The organism is Rhizobium croatiense (genome assembly GCF_019793465.1).
In the GTDB taxonomy this organism is placed as follows: Bacteria; Pseudomonadota; Alphaproteobacteria; order Rhizobiales; family Rhizobiaceae; genus Rhizobium; species Rhizobium croatiense.
The window spans coordinates 464,806-483,951 of sequence record NZ_JAILYJ010000001.1 but is presented as its reverse complement, the minus strand read 5'-3'; the positions used below and the strand labels follow the sequence as shown (position 1 = coordinate 483,951).

The 19,146-nt window shown below is 64.0% G+C and carries 19 protein-coding genes and 1 pseudogene; 8 read left to right on the top strand and 12 right to left on the bottom strand.

What is annotated here, in order from left to right:
* Positions 1-517: 517 nt before the first annotated feature.
* Both K6M89_RS02140 and K6M89_RS02135 read left to right on the top strand, forming a co-directional pair.
* Positions 518-1,597, top strand: a complete 1,080-nt coding sequence (locus K6M89_RS02140; protein ID WP_222138277.1) for a YihY/virulence factor BrkB family protein — start codon at positions 518-520, stop codon at positions 1,595-1,597.
* A gap of 86 nt (positions 1,598-1,683) precedes the next feature.
* Positions 1,684-2,967 (top strand): cystathionine gamma-synthase family protein, encoded by a 1,284-nt coding sequence (locus K6M89_RS02135; protein ID WP_222138276.1) that lies wholly within the window; start codon positions 1,684-1,686, stop codon positions 2,965-2,967.
* A 45-nt stretch (positions 2,968-3,012) separates the two neighbouring features.
* Here K6M89_RS02135 and K6M89_RS02130 read toward each other — a convergent pair whose 3' ends face one another.
* From K6M89_RS02130 to K6M89_RS02110, 5 genes are all read right to left on the bottom strand, one after another.
* The gene (locus tag K6M89_RS02130) at positions 3,013-3,426 is read right to left on the bottom strand and encodes a cupin domain-containing protein (protein WP_222138275.1); all 414 of its coding nucleotides are present in this window, start codon (positions 3,424-3,426) and stop codon (positions 3,013-3,015) included.
* Between the two features lie 40 nt (positions 3,427-3,466).
* Entirely contained in the window at positions 3,467-4,231 is a 765-nt protein-coding gene (locus tag K6M89_RS02125; RefSeq protein WP_222138274.1) for an SDR family oxidoreductase, read from the bottom strand.
* A gap of 589 nt (positions 4,232-4,820) precedes the next feature.
* Entirely contained in the window at positions 4,821-6,014 is a 1,194-nt protein-coding gene (locus K6M89_RS02120; RefSeq protein WP_222138273.1) for a thiolase family protein, read from the bottom strand.
* Positions 5,992-7,512 carry a class I adenylate-forming enzyme family protein gene (locus K6M89_RS02115; protein ID WP_222138272.1) on the bottom strand — a complete coding sequence of 507 codons (1,521 nt, stop codon included), beginning with the start codon at positions 7,510-7,512 and terminating at the stop codon, positions 5,992-5,994. Before K6M89_RS02115 ends, K6M89_RS02120 begins: the two co-directional genes overlap by 23 nt.
* A 3-nt stretch (positions 7,513-7,515) precedes the next feature.
* Complete coding sequence (locus tag K6M89_RS02110) at positions 7,516-7,932, bottom strand: acyl-CoA thioesterase (RefSeq protein WP_222138271.1); 417 nt, start codon at positions 7,930-7,932, stop codon at positions 7,516-7,518.
* Between the two features lie 54 nt (positions 7,933-7,986).
* Between K6M89_RS02110 and K6M89_RS02105 the strand changes: the two genes are divergently transcribed.
* The gene (locus tag K6M89_RS02105; RefSeq protein ID WP_222138270.1) at positions 7,987-8,955 is read left to right on the top strand and encodes a zinc-dependent alcohol dehydrogenase family protein; all 969 of its coding nucleotides are present in this window, start codon (positions 7,987-7,989) and stop codon (positions 8,953-8,955) included.
* 192 nt (positions 8,956-9,147) lie between these two features.
* Here the strand turns inward: K6M89_RS02105 and K6M89_RS02100 are convergent, their stop codons facing one another.
* Positions 9,148-9,519, bottom strand: coding sequence for a winged helix-turn-helix transcriptional regulator (locus tag K6M89_RS02100; protein WP_222138269.1), 372 nt, complete (start codon positions 9,517-9,519; stop codon positions 9,148-9,150).
* 141 nt (positions 9,520-9,660) lie between these two features.
* Here K6M89_RS02100 and K6M89_RS02095 point away from each other — a divergent pair, with 141 nt between their 5' ends.
* Positions 9,661-10,122: a nuclear transport factor 2 family protein gene (locus tag K6M89_RS02095; RefSeq protein ID WP_222138268.1), complete on the top strand. Its 462-nt coding sequence runs from the start codon at positions 9,661-9,663 to the stop codon at positions 10,120-10,122.
* A 70-nt stretch (positions 10,123-10,192) separates the two neighbouring features.
* Here the strand turns inward: K6M89_RS02095 and K6M89_RS02090 are convergent, their stop codons facing one another.
* Complete coding sequence (locus tag K6M89_RS02090; RefSeq protein ID WP_222138267.1) at positions 10,193-11,041, bottom strand: LysR substrate-binding domain-containing protein; 849 nt, start codon at positions 11,039-11,041, stop codon at positions 10,193-10,195.
* Positions 11,042-11,147: 106 nt separating this feature from the next.
* On the opposite strand from K6M89_RS02090, the gene K6M89_RS02085 reads away from it, so the two are divergent.
* Together K6M89_RS02085 and K6M89_RS02080 are read left to right on the top strand one after the other, a co-directional pair.
* Complete coding sequence (locus tag K6M89_RS02085) at positions 11,148-11,852, top strand: SDR family oxidoreductase (RefSeq protein WP_222138266.1); 705 nt, start codon at positions 11,148-11,150, stop codon at positions 11,850-11,852.
* A 14-nt stretch (positions 11,853-11,866) separates the two neighbouring features.
* A complete protein-coding gene (locus K6M89_RS02080; RefSeq protein ID WP_222138265.1) occupies positions 11,867-12,442 on the top strand; it encodes a pyridoxamine 5'-phosphate oxidase family protein in 576 nt (191 codons plus the stop codon).
* Between the two features lie 46 nt (positions 12,443-12,488).
* Here K6M89_RS02080 and K6M89_RS02075 read toward each other — a convergent pair whose 3' ends face one another.
* The 4 genes from K6M89_RS02075 to K6M89_RS02060 form a co-directional block, all read right to left on the bottom strand.
* Entirely contained in the window at positions 12,489-12,956 is a 468-nt protein-coding gene (locus tag K6M89_RS02075) for a response regulator (protein WP_222138264.1), read from the bottom strand.
* Positions 12,957-13,098: 142 nt separating this feature from the next.
* Positions 13,099-15,015: a sensor histidine kinase gene (locus K6M89_RS02070; protein WP_222138263.1), complete on the bottom strand. Its 1,917-nt coding sequence runs from the start codon at positions 15,013-15,015 to the stop codon at positions 13,099-13,101.
* Positions 15,012-15,671, bottom strand: a complete 660-nt coding sequence (locus K6M89_RS02065; protein WP_222138262.1) for a response regulator — start codon at positions 15,669-15,671, stop codon at positions 15,012-15,014. Before K6M89_RS02065 ends, K6M89_RS02070 begins: the two co-directional genes overlap by 4 nt.
* A complete protein-coding gene (locus tag K6M89_RS02060; RefSeq protein ID WP_246642281.1) occupies positions 15,668-16,555 on the bottom strand; it encodes a sensor histidine kinase in 888 nt (295 codons plus the stop codon). The genes K6M89_RS02065 and K6M89_RS02060 overlap by 4 nt, the downstream gene beginning before the upstream one ends.
* 427 nt (positions 16,556-16,982) lie before the next feature.
* Between K6M89_RS02060 and K6M89_RS02055 the strand changes: the two genes are divergently transcribed.
* Both K6M89_RS02055 and K6M89_RS02050 read left to right on the top strand, forming a co-directional pair.
* Complete coding sequence (locus K6M89_RS02055; RefSeq protein WP_097581408.1) at positions 16,983-17,438, top strand: SgcJ/EcaC family oxidoreductase; 456 nt, start codon at positions 16,983-16,985, stop codon at positions 17,436-17,438.
* A gap of 274 nt (positions 17,439-17,712) precedes the next feature.
* Positions 17,713-18,264, top strand: a complete 552-nt coding sequence (locus tag K6M89_RS02050) for a DUF3299 domain-containing protein (RefSeq protein ID WP_222138261.1) — start codon at positions 17,713-17,715, stop codon at positions 18,262-18,264.
* Positions 18,265-18,303: 39 nt separating this feature from the next.
* Here K6M89_RS02050 and K6M89_RS02045 read toward each other — a convergent pair.
* Positions 18,304-19,028: pseudogene (locus K6M89_RS02045) on the bottom strand (SDR family oxidoreductase).
* Positions 19,029-19,146 lie beyond the last annotated feature (118 nt).

Here is a 19,146-nt window from a genome sequence, read left to right as displayed (position 1 = left end):
GACCCGCGATCATGAGGGAAGCAATAGGTTCGTTGATCAGGGATGATGTTAACCGTGGATAACGACAGCGCCTGTTGTCGTCCATCGCCGCCGGCGTTATTGATGGATCGGAAGCGCTCGAGCGAGCTTGGGCGCAGATCACCTGCAGGCCTGCGTCCGGCAGATGTTCGAGTCCTCGGCGGCGCGGAATACAAGGCCAAAATCTGCTCTTCTCGGTCGTGGAGGAGCGGAATTTTTGCCTCCGGAGCAGAAAATTTCTGACCGCCACAACCGGAGCCTGGTTGCCCGTGTGCCGCAGTAACGAAACCAAAGTCCGCTTTTGGTTCCGTAGTGCCAAGCGCATGCAATAAAATCAGTGATTTATAAATCCGGCGGTTGTTGCAGGTCCATGCCTGCTGAGGCGCCGATGGCTGCAGCGGCCCCTCCCCTGCCTCCGGGAATTTCCGCAGGAAAGCAACGGCTTGCATCCTTTAGCGGTGATCGGCGTTATCCACGCAGCAAATCGGAGGATAGGGTAATGGCAGATGCGTTCCGCCTCAAGAGGTTCTCGATCGCGGCGACGGTGATGGCCGCAGCGATCGGCGCGTTTGTTGTCCTCCAGGCAAGGCAGCGCGGGGCTGTCGCCCTGTCCAGCGATACCGCCTGGGGCGGCGACGATCATGGGCGCAGCGCGGCGACACCGGAGGCCATTCCGCTCAGCGGCCTTCGTGACGTATTCTGGCGGGTTTTCCACGAGATCCTTAACGACCGAGTCACGCTCATTGCCGCCGGCGTGACCTTCTATCTGCTGCTGGCGATATTTCCGGCGCTGGCGGCGCTCGTCTCCCTCTACGGACTTGTTGCCGATCCGGTCACCATATCCGAACATCTTCGCGAACTGGTCGTCCTCCTGCCGCCGGGGGCCTTCGACCTTCTCGCCGACCAACTGAAGGCGCTCATCGAACGACGCGAGAGCACGCTCGGAATCACCTTCTTCGTGGGTCTCGCCATCGCGCTCTGGAGCACGCATAACGGCACGCTCGCGATCTTCGATGCGATGAACGTGGCCTATGAGGAGGATGAGAAGCGGAGCCTTGTGCGACTGAACCTAATCGGCTTCTGCTTCACCTTATGCGCGATAGTCTTCGCCGTCCTCATGGTTGCCCTCGTCGGCGTGATGCCGCTTGTGCTCTCCTTTCTGTGGCTCGACCAGTTCAAGGAGCAAATGGCGCTCCTTCTCAGATGGCCGCTGCTGCTGCTGGTGGTGGTGATTGCGGTCATGCTGGTCTATCGCTTCGGCCCGAGCCGCGAGCCAGCCAGAGTGCGGTGGATGACATGGGGCGCAGCTCTGACAACGCTCGCCTGGGCCGTCATGTCGCTCGGCTTCTCCTTCTATCTCGAGCATTTCGCCAACTATAACGCGACCTACGGCACGCTCGGTGCGTTGATCGGCTTCCTCATCTGGATCTGGCTTTCCGTCGTCATCCTCATCGTCGGTGCGGAACTGAACGCCGAGCTCGAGCATCAGACGGCCAAGGACACGACGACGGGGCAGCCACTGCCGATGGGCGCGCGCGGGGCGTATGTCGCGGATACTTTGGGCGAGACCGTAAGCTGATCGTTAAGGAGCGGCATTGTTGCCCGCTGCTTCGATGCGGTTTTGATGTATTTTGTGCTTCGGCAGGTTCGACAGAGGAGACGATCATGACCGCCCCACATCCTTCCAAAACGCATATCGGCAATCACGCACTGCATCCCGAAACGCAGATGCTGAACTACGGCTACGACCCCGAGCTATCGGAAGGGGCGGTCAAGCCGCCGGTATTCCTGACCTCCACCTTCGTCTTCAATTCCGCCGAGGATGGCCGGGACTTCTTCGATTATGTCTCGGGCCGGCGCGAGCCGCCGGCCGGCAAAGGGGCGGGCCTCGTCTATTCGCGCTTCAATCATCCCAACAGCGAGATCGTCGAGGACAGGCTCGCCGTCTATGAGAAGACGGAGAGCGGCGCGCTGTTCTCCTCAGGGATGGCGGCGATCGCCACCACCTTGTTCGCCTTCGTCCGGCCGGGCGATGCGATCCTGCATTCGCAGCCGCTCTATGGCGGCACGGAAACCCTGCTGGCAAAGACCTTCCTCAATTTCGGCGTCGCCGCGGTCGGCTTTGCCGATGGTGTCAGCGAAAATTCGGTGCAGAAGGCGGCCGACGAGGCGGTGGCCAAGGGCCGCGTCTCCGTCATCCTGATCGAAACACCCGCCAATCCGACCAACAGCCTGGTTGATGTCGCGATGATCCGGCGCGTCGCCGATGCGATCGGCGCAAAGCAGGGGCATACGCCGATCATCGTCTGCGACAACACCCTGCTCGGGCCGGTGTTCCAGCGGCCGATCGAGCACGGCGCCGACATCTCGCTTTATTCGCTGACAAAATATGTCGGCGGTCATTCTGATCTGATCGCCGGGGCCGTTCTCGGCCGCAAGGCTGTCGTCAGGCAGGTCAAGGCGCTGCGCGGCGCAATCGGCACGCAGCTCGATCCGCATTCGTGCTGGATGCTCGGCCGGTCGCTGGAAACATTGCAGCTGCGCATGGAGCGGGCAAACAGCAATGCGCGGGCCGTCGCCGATTTCCTGCGCGATCACCCGAAGGTTGAGAAGGTCCACTACCTGCCCTACCACGATCCGGAATCGCCGTCCGGCCGCACCTTCGCCGCGCAATGCAGCGGCGCCGGCTCGACCTTCTCCTTCGACATTCGCGGCGGCCAGCCGGCCTCGTTCAAATTCCTGAACGCGCTGCAGGTCTTCAAGCTTGCCGTCAGCCTGGGTGGTACGGAATCGCTGGCGAGCCATCCCGCGACCATGACGCATTCCGGTGTACCCGCCGATGTAAGGCAGCGGATCGGCGTGCTGGAATCGACGATCCGCCTGTCGATCGGCATCGAGCATCCGGATGATCTGATCGCCGATCTGGAATTGGCGCTGCAGGCGGCCTGAGGCGGCGGGGGACGATGCCCGGCGCCGCCGGGCATCATGGGCGGCTTACTTGTCGTCGATCGTCAGTTCCGTTTCGGTGGTGTCCAGCACGAAGACTGCCAGCAGTTTTGCCGGCTCGGTCTTGCTGGCATTGGCGCTGACGCTGTGATGATCGCCGGGAAATTCGGAGAAGCTTTCTCCGGCTTTATAGGTTTTCTCCGGGCCCTTGTTCACCGCGCTGCGGATCGCCCCTTCGAGAACGGTGGCATAGATGAAGGCTGAGTCAGGATGGGTATGGCCGGGCGACATGCCGCCGGGCGCATATTCCACCAGCACCGCCTTCATGCTCTTGCCGGGAACATTGGGAAGCTTCTGATCGTAAACGACGGTTATCTTCGCTCTGTTGTCCCCGGCGTGCGCTTGCGTGCCGGCGGCTAGGGTGAGGGCGAGTGCCGCCGCCGAGATGATCTTTCCTGGCATGTCTGGTCTCCTCAGTTGATACGACAGGCGCAAATCCCTGTCAGGCGCTCTTCTTCCGGGGCGGCTGTTGGCTGAGCCAGTCCTCGAAGCGCATCCGGCTGAGCCGCGCATTGGGGCCGGCCACCAGCGAGTCGTCCTCGAGTTCAACGCCGAAATAGCGGGCGTGCGGATCGGTCACGACCTGGCGCGGATCGTTCGTTGCCCTGAAGAGGCGTGTCACGATCTCAGTGAGGCGGATCTTCTCAGGCCCGCCGATTTCGATCGTGCCATTGACGGGCGCGGCAAGCGCCACGTCGGCCATCACGTCGGCGACATCGTCCGAAGCGATCGGCTGCAGATAGGCCGGCGACAGATGCACGGTCTCGCCGACGGTGTTCGACTGAGCGATGCCGGCCATGAATTCGTGGAACTGAGTGGAATGCACGATCGTATAGGGAATGCCGGAGCCCTTGATCAGCTGTTCCTGCGCCATCTTGGCGCGCATGTAGCCGCTGCCCTGCAGGCGCTCCATGCCGACGATCGAGAGTGCGATATGATGCTTCACGCCGGCGGCAGCCCCTGCCTTCAGCAGGTTGCGGCCCGAGGTCTGGAAGAATTCGAGAACGGCCTTGTCCTCGAAGGAGGGCGAGTTCGCAAGGTCGAGCACCACTTGAGCGCCCGCCAGCGCTTCGGCCACGCCCTTGCCGGTAATCGTGTCGACGCCTGTATTCGGCGAGGCGGCCAGCACCTCATGCCCTTTCTTGCGCAATCTCTCCACGGTCTTCGAGCCGATCAGGCCGGTGCCGCCGATAATGACGATCTTCATGGGTAGTCTCCTTGTCCGCTGCGAGGTTTTCCTCTGTTGACTGGAAGATGGCTGCCGAAATCGCGTCCTCGGCGAGGCAAGCGACCTCATCGGTACGGGGTCCTCACCGCGCGAAACTCCCGGCCGCCGGCGGTCGCCACCGATGCGCAGGAGAATGCGCCGGATCGCGGCCGCGAACCATTCTCCCTGCGTCGCTGTCACCCTATGCGAAGGCAGTAGGGCGGCTCGCCCTGCGGTCGAAACGTTTTGCGGAAATGGAGGATTTGGCCTCCGCCGGCATCAGCCGCCGGCGTCAAAAACGCGCGTCTCACGGGATAAGCACCAGAACGCGCTGTGTGATAAACTTCGCCGGCTCACTTTTTCGTCAAACCTCGTTCTCGACTCGCCGTCATCCTCGGCCTTGTGCCGAGGATCTGCTGCCCTATCGACCGAAGGCAGATGCTCGGGACAAGCCCAGGGACAAGCCCGAGCATGACGAAAGAGGAGTTGGGTTTGTTACCTGCTTGAGCGACAGGCGGACCATTCCCAGAGAAATGGACGCTATGATGTCGTCGATTGGCTTAAGGGTAAGCGGATGCCCGTCACCTAATCACGAAAGCCGGACCACCTCGAACAACGCCGTCAGCCCGATGCCGCCGCCGATGCCGATCAGGGCGAGGCCGGTGGCGCCGGGAGTGCCGCCGCGGATCAGCTGGCTATAGAGCCGGGTCACCAGGATCGCGCCGGATGCGCCGAAGGGATGGCCGAGTGCGATGGCGCCGCCTTCCCGGTTGACCGTATCCGCCGGGATTTCGAGCTGATCGAGCGATGCCAGAACCTGGGCGGCGAAAGCCTCGTTGAATTCGATGGCGCCGATCCCGGAAAGCGAGAGGTCGGGCTGGCGCTGCAGCAGCTTTTTGGTCGAGGCGACCGGGCCGATGCCGAGCAGGTTGGGGTCGACGCCGGCGGCAGCGCTGTCGATGAAGGCGAGACCCTTTTTAATGCCGAGGCGTCTGGCCATGCCGCGGCTAATGACGAGCACCAGGCAGGCGCCGTCATTGAGCGGGCAGGCATTGCCCGCCGTCACCGAGCCGTCGGTCAGGAAGACGGGCTTGAGGTTTGCCAGCGCTTCCATCGATGTCGTGGGGCGCGGGCATTCGTCCCTTTCCACCAGCCCCTGGCCGGTGGAAATCTCGACGATTTCCGGCCGGAAGAGGCCGGCTTCGGCTGCCTTGACGGCGAGCCGGTGGCTGTGCAGGGCGAATTCATCCTGCCGCTGGCGCGTGATGCCGTACGCGCGGGCGACGTTTTCGGCGGCGACACCCATCTCGGGATCGCCGATTGCATCGGGGGAAAACCGGGCGCGACCGTAGAAACGCGGCAGGGCGCCATTGGCTTTCGGCCTTTCGGCCCGCCATGGCGCGGTGCTGACGCTCTCGACGCCGCCGGCCAGAAAGCAGGAACCGGCCTTTGCCTGGATCAGCCGGGCGGCCATTATGATCGCTTCGAGGCCGGAGCCGCATTGCCGGTCGATAGCGACGCCCGGAACGGCGATCGGCAAGCCGGCGGAAAGGGCGGCGAGCCGCGCGATATTGCCGCCGCCGCCGGCCGCATTGCCGACCAGCACGTCGTCTATGGCTTCGGACGCGATGCCCGTCTCGGCAACGATGCGGCGGATGATCGGCGCGAGCAGGTCTTCGGAGGCGACCGTCGCAAGCGAGCCGAAGGCCCGGCCGATCGGCGTGCGGTAGGCGGCGACCACGACCGGCTGCCAATCCTCGTCAGGCTGATAGGCGTAGGACAAGGCCGTCTCCCGAAATGACCGATGCCTGCACCTGGCCGCGCGCGATCTTGCCGCTGCTCGTCATCGGCCAGGCGCCGATCTGGTAGAATTGCCTGGGGATCTTGAACCTTGCAAGCTTGCCCGCGCAATGCTCGGCCAGAATTTTCGCGTCGATCGCCTCGCCGGAAACGACGGCAACGATCCTCTGGCCGTAATAGGCATCCGGCAGGCCGAAGACGACGGCTTCCTCGACGCCGGGGCAGGTCTTCAGCGCGCTCTCGACTTCGGCGGGATAGACGTTGTTGCCGCCCGAAATCATCATGCCGCCGGCCCGGCCGATCACCCGCAGCATACCGTTGGCGTCGATCTCGCCGAGATCGCCGACGGTAGCGCCGGCCGGTGTCACCCGGAACGCCTGTCCGTCGTCGCCCCAGAGATAGCCGTCGGCGATCAGGTCGCTGTTGACGAAGATGGTGCCCGGCACGTCGATGCCGACATCGTTTTCCTCAGGGTCGCGGATAGTGATCGCAACGCCGGGATAGGCTTGCCCCACCCGGTCGATCGGAAAATCGGTCTCGCCGCCGGCAAGCGTCGAGACCGTCATGAAACCGATCTCGGATGCGCCGTAATATTCCCGGATGCGCGCCTTGGGAAAGAGGCGGCGCATGGATTCGACCTCGTTGAGGTTCAGCTTGGCGCCGGCGGTCAGCACGTCGCGCAGGCAGTCGAGCGTAGGCTCGCCTGCCCATGCCCGGGCAATACCGGCTATATGGGTCGGCACGGCGACCAGCCGTTCGATCTCTTCTGAGGCGAGCGTGCGGGCGACCGCGCCGGCATCCCACTTTCGCAGCGAATGGAAGGTCGCGCCGGCATCGAACGCTTCCACCAGGGCGTAAAGCGCCAGGCCATGTGCCAGGGCGCCGGGACAGAGGGTCGAGGGCGCGTTCTGGAGTTCGAAAACCAGCCGTCCCCGATCGAGGCTCCGGCGCCACTGTTCGCGCGAGCGGTAATAGGCTTTCGGCTCGGCGGTAGTGCCCGAGGTGAAGCCGATCAGGAAGATGCCATCTGCATCCGGCAGATCCTCGCCCGGTGCGGTGAGATCGAAGGGCTCGGCTCCGGCGATGACGACCGATATGCCGAGCCGGCGGCCGATCTCCGCACTTGGGCTCGCCTCGTCGTCGGCGACAAGCACATCAGGCGCGAGGCGCTGCAGAATGCGCTCGATCCTTTCCGCCGGCATCATCGGGTCGATGATGGCGCAGGCATTCGGCAAGGCGGTGGCGGCGACGAAATATTCGGCAAAGCCGAGATGATTGCCGAGGCTGAGCGCAACGAGCTTCTCGACGCCGGGCAGATCGATCGTGCGGCGATTCGTGCCGGGAAGCCCCTGGAAAAAGCGATAGATCGCCCGCGAGCGCGCGTGGAGTTCGCCGTAGCTGAGCGCGGCGCCGTCGATCACCACAGCCGGCTTGTCCGGTCTCCCCATGGCATGTCGACGCAGCTCTGCATGGATCGGCATGGATCAGCCCTGCGACAAGGCGGCTCTGGTCGCCTCCGGGATCGGCGTTGGGCGGCTGTCGGAAAGGCCGACGCAGACCCAGACGAGGCCGGCCGATGCGCAATGGGCGCCGTCGCGCCGGCGAAAGAGTTCGATCGCAAAGGCGAGGCTCGTGCGCCCGATCTTTTCGACGGCGACCTTCGCCTCGACGACATCGTCGACGTCGATCGGGTTATGAAAGGTGATCTCAGCCTTCTTGACGTGATAGGCGACACCCGAGGTGGTGTGGCGGAAATGGCCGAGGATCTCGCGGTGCCTGAGGAACTCGACGACGGCATCCTCGCAATAGTCGAGGTAGACCGAATTGTGGACATGGCCATAGATGTCGATGTCTCGCATCGAGACCCGGAACGATGCTAAAGGCCTGTCGTCAACGCTCATTCGATCACCCAAAATTGGTGGGCTGTTCTAACCGCGAGTATGTGGGGGATGCAAATGCAATATCAGGCGGTCGTGCGAAAATTCGGCCCGGCCCCGGAGGTCGTCGGGATCGAGCGGACGCCGCTGCCGGCGTTGCGGCGCGACCAGGTCCGGGTGCGGCTGCTCGCCCGCTCGATCAATCCTTCCGATATCATCACCATTTCGGGCGCCTATGCCGGCCGCACGACCCTGCCCTTCATTCCGGGCTTCGAAGCCTTCGGCGTGGTCGAAGCCTGCGGCGAAGCGGTCTATGGACTGGCACCGGGGACACGCGTGCTGCCGGTGCGCAGCGCCGGCGGGTGGCAGGAGTTCAAGGACACCGATCCCAGCTGGTGCCTGCGCGTGCCGGACGCGCTCTCCGATTTCGAGGCGGCGACGAGCTACGTCAACCCGATGACCGCCTGGCTGATGCTGCACAACAAGATCGGGCTGAGGCCGGGCATGCGCATCGCCGTCAATGCCGCCGCCTCTTCGATCGGATCGATCCTGATCGGCCTCGCAAATGCCGCTGGCGTCGAGCCGGTGGTGATCGTTCGCAGCGAAGAATCCCGCCAGCGCCTGCGCGGCCGGCTCGAGGCTGTTGTCATCGACAGGGAGGATAGCGATCTGGCAGCAGGCCTCGCCGGCCGGCACGGGCTCGATGCGGTGCTCGACTGCGTCGGCGGCGCGCGCGCCTCGGTGCTTGCGGATGCGCTCAAGCCGGGTGGCCATTTCGTGCATTACGGCCTGCTTTCGGGCCAGAGCATCCCGAATTCCTTCTGGTCCTCCCATCCCGATATCACCTTTTCCTTTTGCCACCTCCGGGAATGGGTTAATTCCGAAACCATGGACAATGTCCAGCGCGCCTATTCCGAGGTGGCGGCGCAGATCGCCGCGAAAGTGATCGCCACCGAGGTGCGGGAGGTGTTTCCGCTGGAAAGGATCGCCGAGGCGCTGCAAGCCGCCCTGCCCTTCCGGGCAGGCGGCAAGGTGCTGCTCGCCTGATCGGGCACCCGCCTCGTCCTTCGAGGCCCCTTCGGGGCACCTCAGGATGAGGCTCTCCTGAGCGTTGGCGGATACTCCAACGTCCGTTGTTATCGGCGCGGCATCCACCAACCTCCCTCATCCTGAGGTGCGTAGGCCGCAGGCCGAAGCCTCGAAGGACGCGCTTCGACATTGCTTCTTGCCTATTCAACCCTACTCGGCGTCGTGCCGTAGCCGCGATCGAATGATCTCGGGATGGTTCTGCTCGGCCCATGCGATTAGGGTTTTCATGGGAGCGAGGAAGGATCGGCCGAGTTCTGTCAGCTCATATTCCACGCGCGGGGGAACCTCGGGATAGACGGTGCGCCTGATATAGCCGTCCTGCTCCAGATGCCGCAGCGTCTTGGAGAGCATCTGTTTGGAGATGTCGCCGATCTCGCGCAGCAACGCGTTGAAGCGCTTTTTCTCGGTTTCCAGCGCTTCGAGCGTCAGCAGGCTCCATTGATCGCCGATGCGGTCGAGCACGCCCCTGATCGGGCATCCTGCCCCGGGCCGCTCTTCCGCCGGATCGGTTTTGCCGGGCATCGCTTCCTCCTTCTCGGTCAACGCGCGCTGACCTTGGCACTGAAAACTGCCTTCTTGCCGGGCATTTCGCGCTGTCCTAGACCAAGCCTACTAGTCTGTTTCATAGACTAGATCGCGGAATCATACCAAGGAGATTGATGCATGACATTCGGGAAATCGCTTTGCGCACTCGCCGTTCTGGCGGGCATCGCCATGCCTTCCGGCGCTTTTGCCGCCTCTCGGGATTTGAAGGTCGAGGAAGCCAACCGGAAGCTAGTGGTGGAGTTCTACGATCGCTTCTTCAACAGCCATGATCTCGAGGCCGCTTCAGTCGTCGCGGACGATTATCGGCAGCACAATCCTCAGGTTCCCGATGGGAAGAAACCTCTCGTGTCCTTCTTCACCGGCTTCTTCAAGGAAAACCCTCAATCGAAGGCAGAAATCGTTCGCACTGCGGCCGACGGCGATCTCGTCTGGCTGCATGTGCATGCGACGAACGGCACTGACGACCGCGGCCAGGCGATCGTCGATATTTTCCGCGTCAAGGACGGCAAGATTGTCGAGCACTGGGATGTAATCCAAGCGGTTCCGAAAGAGGCCGCCAACAAGAACACCATGTTCTGAAAATGATGGGGCCGGCTGACGGCCGGCCTCGATCATTCCGCGATCAGGCGAGTGACAGACGCGTCGAGCATCAGTCCCACACCGCGTCGACGGCCTTTCGCGGCGATGATGAGCGTTTGCGGACGAGAAAGTAATCGGCGCCGATGGTCGCCGTCGCATTCGTCACCTGCACCAGCCGCCCGGCCTCGAGATCGGCCGCCACGAAAGCCCGGCAGGCGAGCACCACGCCCTGGCCGGCAAGTGCTGCATCCAGCGCCAGTGTCGTGTGGTTGAAGGCCGCGCCCGGCAGCTTCTCCCGGATTCGGAGGAACATCCCCCAGCGATCGTGCGAGTCATGCAGGAGCGGCAGCTTGCAAAGTTCTTCGCCGCTCAAGGGGAGGGTAAGGCCCTTGACCAGATGCGGGCTCGCGACCGCGACCAGTTCCTGGCGGAACAGCAGCCTCGCCTCCAGCGTTGCCGGGAAAGCCTGGCTGGTCAGGCGCACGGCAATATCCACCTGGTCGCGGTCGAAATCCGACAGCGCCTCGGTGGCGACCGTCCTCAGATCCACGTCGGGAAGGGCGCTGTAGAGCTCGGCGAGGCGCGGGATCAAAAGCTTGGCGGCGACGGTCGGGGTGACGCTGATCGTCACGGTTTCCGGCCGCGCCAGGAGCCGTCCGGTCGCTTCGCCAAGCATATCGAAGGCGCGGGTCACATCAGAGAGGTAGGCCGCACCCTGCGCGGTCAGCGCAAGGCCGCGAGGCAGGCGCTGGAACAGCATGAGGCCGAGCTGATCTTCCAGCGCGCGGACCTGCTGGGCGATCGCACCCTGCGTGACGCCGAGTTCCTGGGCGGCGGCGCGGAAATTCAGCCTGCGGCCCGAAGCCTCGAAGGCGCGCAAGGCATTCAACGGCGGCAGCGCGCGGCGGGATTGGATCATTGGCTCATCCAGTAGATTTTCTACAGTCTCGCATGTTTCTTTCTCGCGCGAAAGCAGAGAGCATATCTGGCATAATGCTTCGCAAACTCAGCAGTCGGAGATTTCAATGTCTGAAGAAAAAGTCGCTCTCATCACCGCAGGCGGATCCGGCATGGGCGCCGCAGCCGCGCGGAAGCTCGCTGCGGACGGCTACCGTGTCGCCATTCTGTCATCCTCCGGCAAAGGCGAGGCGTTGGCAAAGGAACTCGGCGGCGTCGGCGTCACCGGCTCCAACCAGTCCAACGACGATATGAAGCGGCTCGTCGATCTCTCGATGGGGCGATGGGGGCGCATCGACGCGCTGGTCAATTCCGCCGGCCACGGTCCGCGCGCGCCGATCCTCGACATCTCCGACGAGGATTGGCACAAGGGCATGGAGGTATATTTCCTGAGCGCGGTGCGTCCGATCCGGCTGGTGGCGCCGATCATGGAGAGGCAGGGCGGCGGCGCTATCGTCAATATCTCGACGGCATGGGCTTTCGAACCCTCGCCGATGTTCCCGACCTCGGCCGTCTTCCGGGCGGGACTGGCAAGCTTCACCAAGATCTTCGCGGATAGTTATGCGGCCAAAAACATCCGCCTGAACAACGTCCTGCCCGGCTGGATCGACAGCCTGCCCGCCACCGACGAGCGGCGCGACAGCGTTCCGATGGGCCGCTACGGCACCAGCGAGGAAATCGCGGCCACCATTGCCTTCCTTCTGTCCGAGGGGGCGGGCTATATCACCGGCCAGAACATCCGCGTCGACGGCGGCATCGCCCGTTCCGTTTGACCTGGGACCTGCCGGTGGATCTGACCGATATCGACGCCGCGGCATGGGCGGAGCTCGAAACGGCTGCGGCGGATCCGCAGTCGGGTTTCCGCTATCTCAACCTCTGCTCCGTCGACGCCGAGACGAGGCCGCAGGCGCGCATGGTCGTGCTGCGTGCGGCCGAACGATCGGCGCGGCGTCTCGAATTTCATACGGATACGCGCAGCCCGAAATGGCAGGAGCTTTTCACAAATCCTCATGTCACGGTCCTCGGCTTCAGCGCCGAAAGCCGGCTGCAACTTAGGCTTCAGGGAAAGGTCGAGCTTCATGGGCCGGGAAGCGGAGGGGCTGACGCCGCATGGGACAGGTTGCCCGCGGGGACAAGGATTACATATACGGGCGGCCCGCCCGGGGACGAACGCGCCTTCGAAACGATCGACACGGCGGCGGAGCCTGCGGATGAGGCAGAGGCAAAGGCGCGCTTCGGCGTCTTGATCTTTAGAGCTCGGACGCTGGATTGGTTCCAGTTGCGGCAGCAGGACAATCGCAGAGCATTATTCGGCTATGACGAAGCCGGCGCCCTCTCCTATTGCCGCTGGGTCAATCCCTGACCTGAGATTGGACCCGCCGAATCTGAGCACGGATCGGCGACACGGATCAATCGATGCGCGGACGTTCCGTTTTCGGCGTCGCCAGTCCGTGCCTGGAAAGCTCCAGCGTCAGGATGCGGGTTTCGAGCAGGTTGAAGATGCGCAGGACCGCCTCGATCGCGTCGAAGGGCTTGGTCAGGAAATCCTTCGCGCCTAGGGACAGCGCGCGCCGGCGCGTCGGCAGGGTCGCATCGGCGGTCAGCACCAGAATCGGCAGGTAGCTGTCGTCGGGGATGAGCCTTGCGAAGGTCTCGAGCAGCGCGAAGCCGTCGAGGTCGGGCATCATCAGGTCGAGCAGCACGAGATCGACGGTATGCTCGCGGAAGAGCCGCAGGGCCTCGCGCGGCTCGGTGGTGCAGATCAGCGCCGTAAAGCCCTCGCGCTTGAGGATGCGTTCCAGCAGCGAAACATTGGCGGGCTCGTCATCGACGATCAGGATCGTCGAGGCGCGCAGGATATCGGTGGTATCAGCCATGGACGCAAACCCGCGACGTCATCCTCGGCCTTGTGCCGAGGATCTACGCCGGCCCAATTAAGTTTCTGAACATAGATGTTTTTCCGCCAAGCAATTATCGTGGTCCGATGCTCGGCACAAGGCCGAGCATGACGGAGGAGACTTACGGCACCGCGACGTCTTGCGCCTCTGCGCCCCGCATCGCCGCGGGCGCACGCGGGAGATTGATGTGGAACGTCGCGCCGCCCGCCCGGTTGGTGAAGCCGAGCGTGCCGCCCATGGCGTCGATCAGGTGTTTCGAGAGCGCCAGCCCGAGGCCGGTTCCCTCCTGGCTGATGCGCTCGGCGCCCAGCCGGTCGAAGGGGGTGAACAGCCGCGCGACGCGCTCGGCCGGAATGCCGGGGCCGGTATTGCTGACCTCGATGCGGATGCGGTCGTCGAGCGCCCGGTGGCTGACGGTCACGCTGCCCTGCGGGCGATTATATTTCACCGCATTGGAGAGCAGGTTGAGGAACACCTGGAGGAGACGCCGGCGGTCGGCGAGCGCCGTCAGATCCGTCTCGGCCTCGATGATCTCGATGCGGATCTGTTGCTTGCCGCAGAGCGGCTTTGCGAGTGCCACGGCTTCCTCGATCACCTCGGCGACGGGCTGCGCTTCGACGGCAAGATCCATGCGCCCGGCCTCGATCCGCGCCATGTCGAGAACCTCGTCGATCAGGCTCAGCAGGTGCCGGCCGGCGCGCAATATCTGCGCGACGCTCTCCCGGGATTCGCCGTCGGTGACGTCCATTTCCAGAAGCTGGGCGAAGCCGAGCACGGAATTCAGCGGCGTGCGCAGCTCATGGCTCATGCGCGACAGGAATTCGCTCTTGGCATTGCTGGCGCGCACCGCATCTTCGCGGGCGGCAAGCAGCGCCTCCTCGAACTGCTTGCGCTCGGTAATGTCGCGGGTGATCTTGGAAAAGCCGCGCAGCCGGCCCGTCTCGTCGTGAAGGGCGGTGACCACGACATGCGACCAGAAGCGCGAGCCATCCTTGCGCAGGCGCCAGCCCTCCGCTTCGGTGCGGCGGTGCAGGGCTGCCTTTGAAAGCTCTTCTCCCGGAAACGTCTCCCTGGTCGCGGCGGGATAAAAGCGGGAGAAATGCTGGCCGACGATCTCTTCGGCCTGGTAGCCGGTGATCCGCTCTGCGCCGGCATTCCAGCTCACCACCCGCCCATCGGGATCGAGCCCGAAGATGCCGTAATCGCTGACGCCCTCGACCAGCTGGCGGAAGCGTTCCTCGCTCTCGGTCAGGTCGGCCTCGCGTTTTTTCAGAAGCACGCTCGCATCCGCGAGTGCCTGTCCGAGATTGCCGAGCTCATCGCGGAAGGGATCGGCCGATGTCACGACTTCCCCTCGCGAGAGGCGGTGCGCCTCGGCTTTCAGCGCGTGGACGCGGCGCACGATGCTCGCCGAAAACAGGAAGACGGCGACGAGCGCGCCGGCAAAGCCGAGAAAGCCGGCGGCGATCATCAGGCTGCGCGACAGGGTGCGGACCCGGTCGGCGGCCTGCGTTCTGGCGTTGAGGAGATCGGCCTCGCGCCGGTTCATCGCGTCGATCTCCTGCCGCAGCATGTCGAGCACCTGCTTGCCCTCGATGAGCTTGGCCGCCAGATCCTCGCGCCCGCCGGCGCGCAGGATGTCGGCCTGTTTCAGGAGTTGCAGACGGTCGACTTTGGCATCCACCAGGGCGCGGATGCGCTCGAGGCGGGCCTTCTGCTCTTCATCGCGTAAGCGCCGGCCGACCTCGTCGAGCACGACGGGCAGTCTGTCCTCTGCGCGGTTGAAGGGATCGAGAAAGTCGCTCCTGCCGGTCAGGAGATAGCCGCGCATGGCGGTCGCCGCTTCGGCAATCAGGGCATGCAGCTCCTGAATGCCGGACTGAATCTCCAGCGTCACCCGCACCTGGTCCTCGGCAATACGGCTCTGCCGGTCGGCGATGAAGACCGAGGCGAGAGCGGCCAAGAGCAGCGCCAGCGGCACCATGATGATGACGATGCCCTTTGCCCGAAGCGGCAGGTCGGCGAAGCGCAGCATCATTGCTCATCCTTGGCTGTCTGCACCAGCCCGCCGCGCACCGCCATGACGGCGGCCTGCGTGCGGTCGCCGGCCCCGAGTTTGGCGATGATGCGCTCGACATGGATCTTGACCGTGCCGGGCGAAATCTTCAGCGCCCGGCCGATCTCCTTGTTTGTCAGGCCCTCGGCCACCTTGATCAGCACTTCGCGCTCGCGCACGGTCAGCGTCTTCAATGCGCTGGCGCTGGTCTGCGGTTTGGTGGCGGCGCGCTTCAACAGCCTTGCGACCAGCGGGCCGTCGAAGAAGGCGTCGCCTTCGAGCACGCTGCGGATCGTGCGCAGAATATCCTCCCGGCTCGCATCCTTCAGCAGATAGCCGGTGGCGCCGGCTTCGATCGCCGCTTCGAGATAATCGAGGCTGTCATGCATGGTGATGATCATGACGCGTGTACCTGGCGAGACGCGCCGGATTTCCCGCGTGGCCGCCAGGCCGTCCATTCGAGGCATGCGGATGTCGAGAAGCGCCAGATCCGGTTTGTGAAGGGCTGCCGCCTCCACCGCTTCCGCGCCGTCGCGGACATCGAAGGCGACATGGAAATCTTCCTGGCCGCCGATCATGGCGATCAGGCCGGCGCGGGCGATATCATGATCGTCGGCAACGAGAATGGATGCGGTCATCCCGCCGTCTCCTGCTTGAGCGGCGCTGCGGCGCGGACATGCGTGCCGCCGGAAACGCCGGCGCCGATCTCGAAACGGCCGCCGAGCAGCGCCAGCCGCTCGCGCATGCCGGCAATGCCGAGCCGGGCTCCCCTTCCCTGAACTTCAGGATGGCGCGCCTCGCCAATACCCTTGCCGTCGTCGATCACTTCAAGATGAGCCTGGCCCGCACCGTCCTCGAAAAGGCGTACGACGAGCCGGCTCGCCTCGGCGTGCTTGAGCGCATTGGTGATCGCCTCCTGGGCGACGCGGTAGAAGATGATGCCGGTCGACGCTGGCCAGCGGTCGGCGCCGGCATCGAGATCGGCGACCACCTCCATGCCGTCGATCGCGTCGAGGCGGGTGCGGAGCGCCGCGGCGACGCCGAGATCGTCGAGCTCGGGCGGGCGGAGATCGGCGATGGCAGCGCGCAGATCGGCAACCGATCGGCGGGCCAACGCCGCAAGCTGATCGATCTCCGGTTTCAGCGCATGCGGCTCGCCGATGCGGGCCGCGAGGTCCTGCAGCCGGTAGCTGAGGCCGGCGGCAAGCTGTGCCGCGCCGTCGTGAAGATCAAGCGCCACCCGCTGCCTTTCCTGCTCCTGCGCCTGGATCAGCTGCGCGACGAGGGCAGCGAGTTCGCTGCGCTGCCGTTCGAGATCGCCGAGCAGCGCCTGCTTCTCCGCCGCCTGCCGTTCGAGATGGCAGGCATCGGCGAGCTGCCCCGCCACCACCTCCAGCGTCTTTCGGTCGTCGGCGTCGATAGCGCGCGCCCTGGGCGCGCCGATCAGCGTCAGGGAAAGAGCGGAGCCTTCCTCGGAAGCGAAGAGCATGGTGTCATTGGCGGTCGGCTTGCCGATCGCCAACTGCGTCGGCGTCTTTCCTTGCTGTGAGGGAAAGGTAAGTGTCGCGAGCGTTGCGCCTGCGAAATCGGCAAGCCGCGACAGGACCTCGGGTGCTGCCGTTCGAAGGCTTGCGCATCGAGCAGGGTGCGCGTCTCGATGATGAACCGCAGCCGGGCCGCCCGTGCTTCCGCCGCCCGGTAAAGCGCCCTCATCTCCGCCACATCAGGCGAATGCGCCGTATCTCTATTGTGCTCCATCCAGCGGGGACTGCTCCTGAAATGAATGACGCGGGCACGATAGTCATTCCGGCGGGAATGTCATCTATGCCGTTCGGCAGATCGGATCGAAGCCACCCGGCAGATGGGGCAGCGGTGTTCCGGCGCTTAACTATCGGTCATGCGGTTGACCGATGCGATGTCGCCCGGAACCGCCACAAAGGAACTCAAACATGCGTACGATCATTGCTGCCGCCCTTGTCATCGGTTTCGTCCAGGTCCAGTCCGCCAACGCGACCGAAACGGCGACCTGCGCGCCGGCGAGCGAAGAACAGGTCGCAAAGCTCTTCGACCGCTGGAACGCCTCGCTGGCGACGCTCAATCCCCAGGAGGTCGCCAATAACTACAGCGAGGACTCCGTGCTGCTCGCGACGCTGGCAAACAAGCCGCGCTTCACCCAGGAAGAGCGGATCGACTATTTCAAGCACTTCCTGGAAAAGGGGCCGAAGGGCCATATCGACAGCCGCACCATCAAGACCGGCTGCAACTGGGCCGTCGACACCGGCACCTACACCTTCAGCATGAAGGACGGCTCGAAGGTGCCTGCCCGCTACACCTACACCTATGAGTTCAAGGGCGGGAACTGGCTGATCACCTCCCACCACTCCTCGATGATGCCGGAGAAGTAAGGGTCCGACCGATCCGGCAGGGAGATCCCGTGCCCACCCTACACGGGATCTCTTGATTGCTTACGATGCCTGCCGGCGTCCCTTTCGTCATGCGCGGACTTGTGCTCCGAGCATCTGCTACGGTTGAGGTGCGGCAGATCCTCGGCGCAAGGCCGAGGATGACGTTAGGTTTAAGTTGGATGCTACACCACCGAGCGCTTTGACGGCCGAGCGGGATCGGCTAGCATCCTCGGGTAGCGGCAATGCTGTTAAAGCGGCCGGCCTGGGAGATGCGATGAAAAAGCACCAATTCCTGATGTTCGCAATGCTCACGCTCGGCTCGGCATGGCCGGTGTCCGGCGCCCTCGCTGCGGCGCAGCCGATTTTCTGGAGCGCCTTGCGGCCGGCCGATCAGGCCAGGGCGACAGTTCCGCTGTCGCCGAAAGCGGTCAGCGGCCCGCAGGGCGAAACCCTCGTCTGGCGTGACGAGGGCCAACCGGTCGAACTGACGGGCTTCGTCCTGCCGATCGATCAGGACGGCGATCTCGTCTATGAATTCCTGCTGGTGCCCTGGGCCGGAGCCTGCAGCCACATGCCCACGCCGCCGCCCAACCAACTGGTTCGCGTCGTTCCGCAGGAGCCTCTGCACCTTGAAAAAATCTATGAGACCGTCACCGTGACGGGCACCTTGCGGCCCGGCCTAGATCAGGCGCAGTTCTTCATGATCGACGGCGTCCGCGTCCTGTCCTACGGCTACAGCATGGGCCACGCCGAGGTGGCGAAGGCTTCGGCGACGAGAGATCCCGATCTGCTGTCGCTATCGCCTTTCGGAGTTGTGCCGCGCTAGCGGACAGGAGCGCGCCCTCTCCGGAGATACGGCCTCGTGTCAGATGTCGAAGGAGCTCGGGAGGATCACCACGTCGCGTATGGTCACGTTGCGCGGCCCGGTCAGCATGAAGAGCACGGCTTCCGCGACGTCTCGAGGTTCGATCAGCGCGCCCGCCTCTTTTGCCTTGCGTAGGTTCTCCTCCGGCCAGTCTTTCAGCAGAGCGCTGCTGACAGGGCCTGGCGAGACGGAGCCGACGCGGATGCCGTTCTTCAGGAGCTGCCGCCGCATGGCCTGGACGAAGCAGTGCATCGCCCACTTCGAAGGCGAATAGACCGGCTCCCATGGAGCCGCGGCTTGGCCCGCGACCGAACTGGTGACGATGATGTCTCCCCTCCCTCGCTCGATCATATGGGGCATGACCGTCCGGACGTTCTTGATGACCACGTTCACATTCAGATTGAGCATGCGGTCGATCGCGTCGAGATTTGCTTCCACCAGATCTCCGCCGATATAGGTGCCGGCATTGGCATGGAAGATGTCGAGCTGACCGACTTTCGAGAGAATGCCGTCAAGCAGACCGGCGCAATCTTCGGGTTGAGAAGGTCGAGCGGCAGCGCGATCGCCTTCTCTCCCAGCCTGCCGCAGGCAGCACTCAGCGCCGCCTCGTCCCGATCTATCATTACCACAGTACCGCCGGCCGAGATGATCGCTTCGGTCGACGCCAATCCAATACCCGAGGCAGCTCCGCTGATGGCCGCGACTTTACCCTGCAAACCGTTCATGTCCACTCCTCCAATGTGTCGATTATCTATCGCATGTGAGGTCCGCCATAGTTAGAAGTTCGCGGCGTGGCGGGGACGGTCTGAGCGTAGAGGACCGGATGCTCGGGGGTGCGGAAAA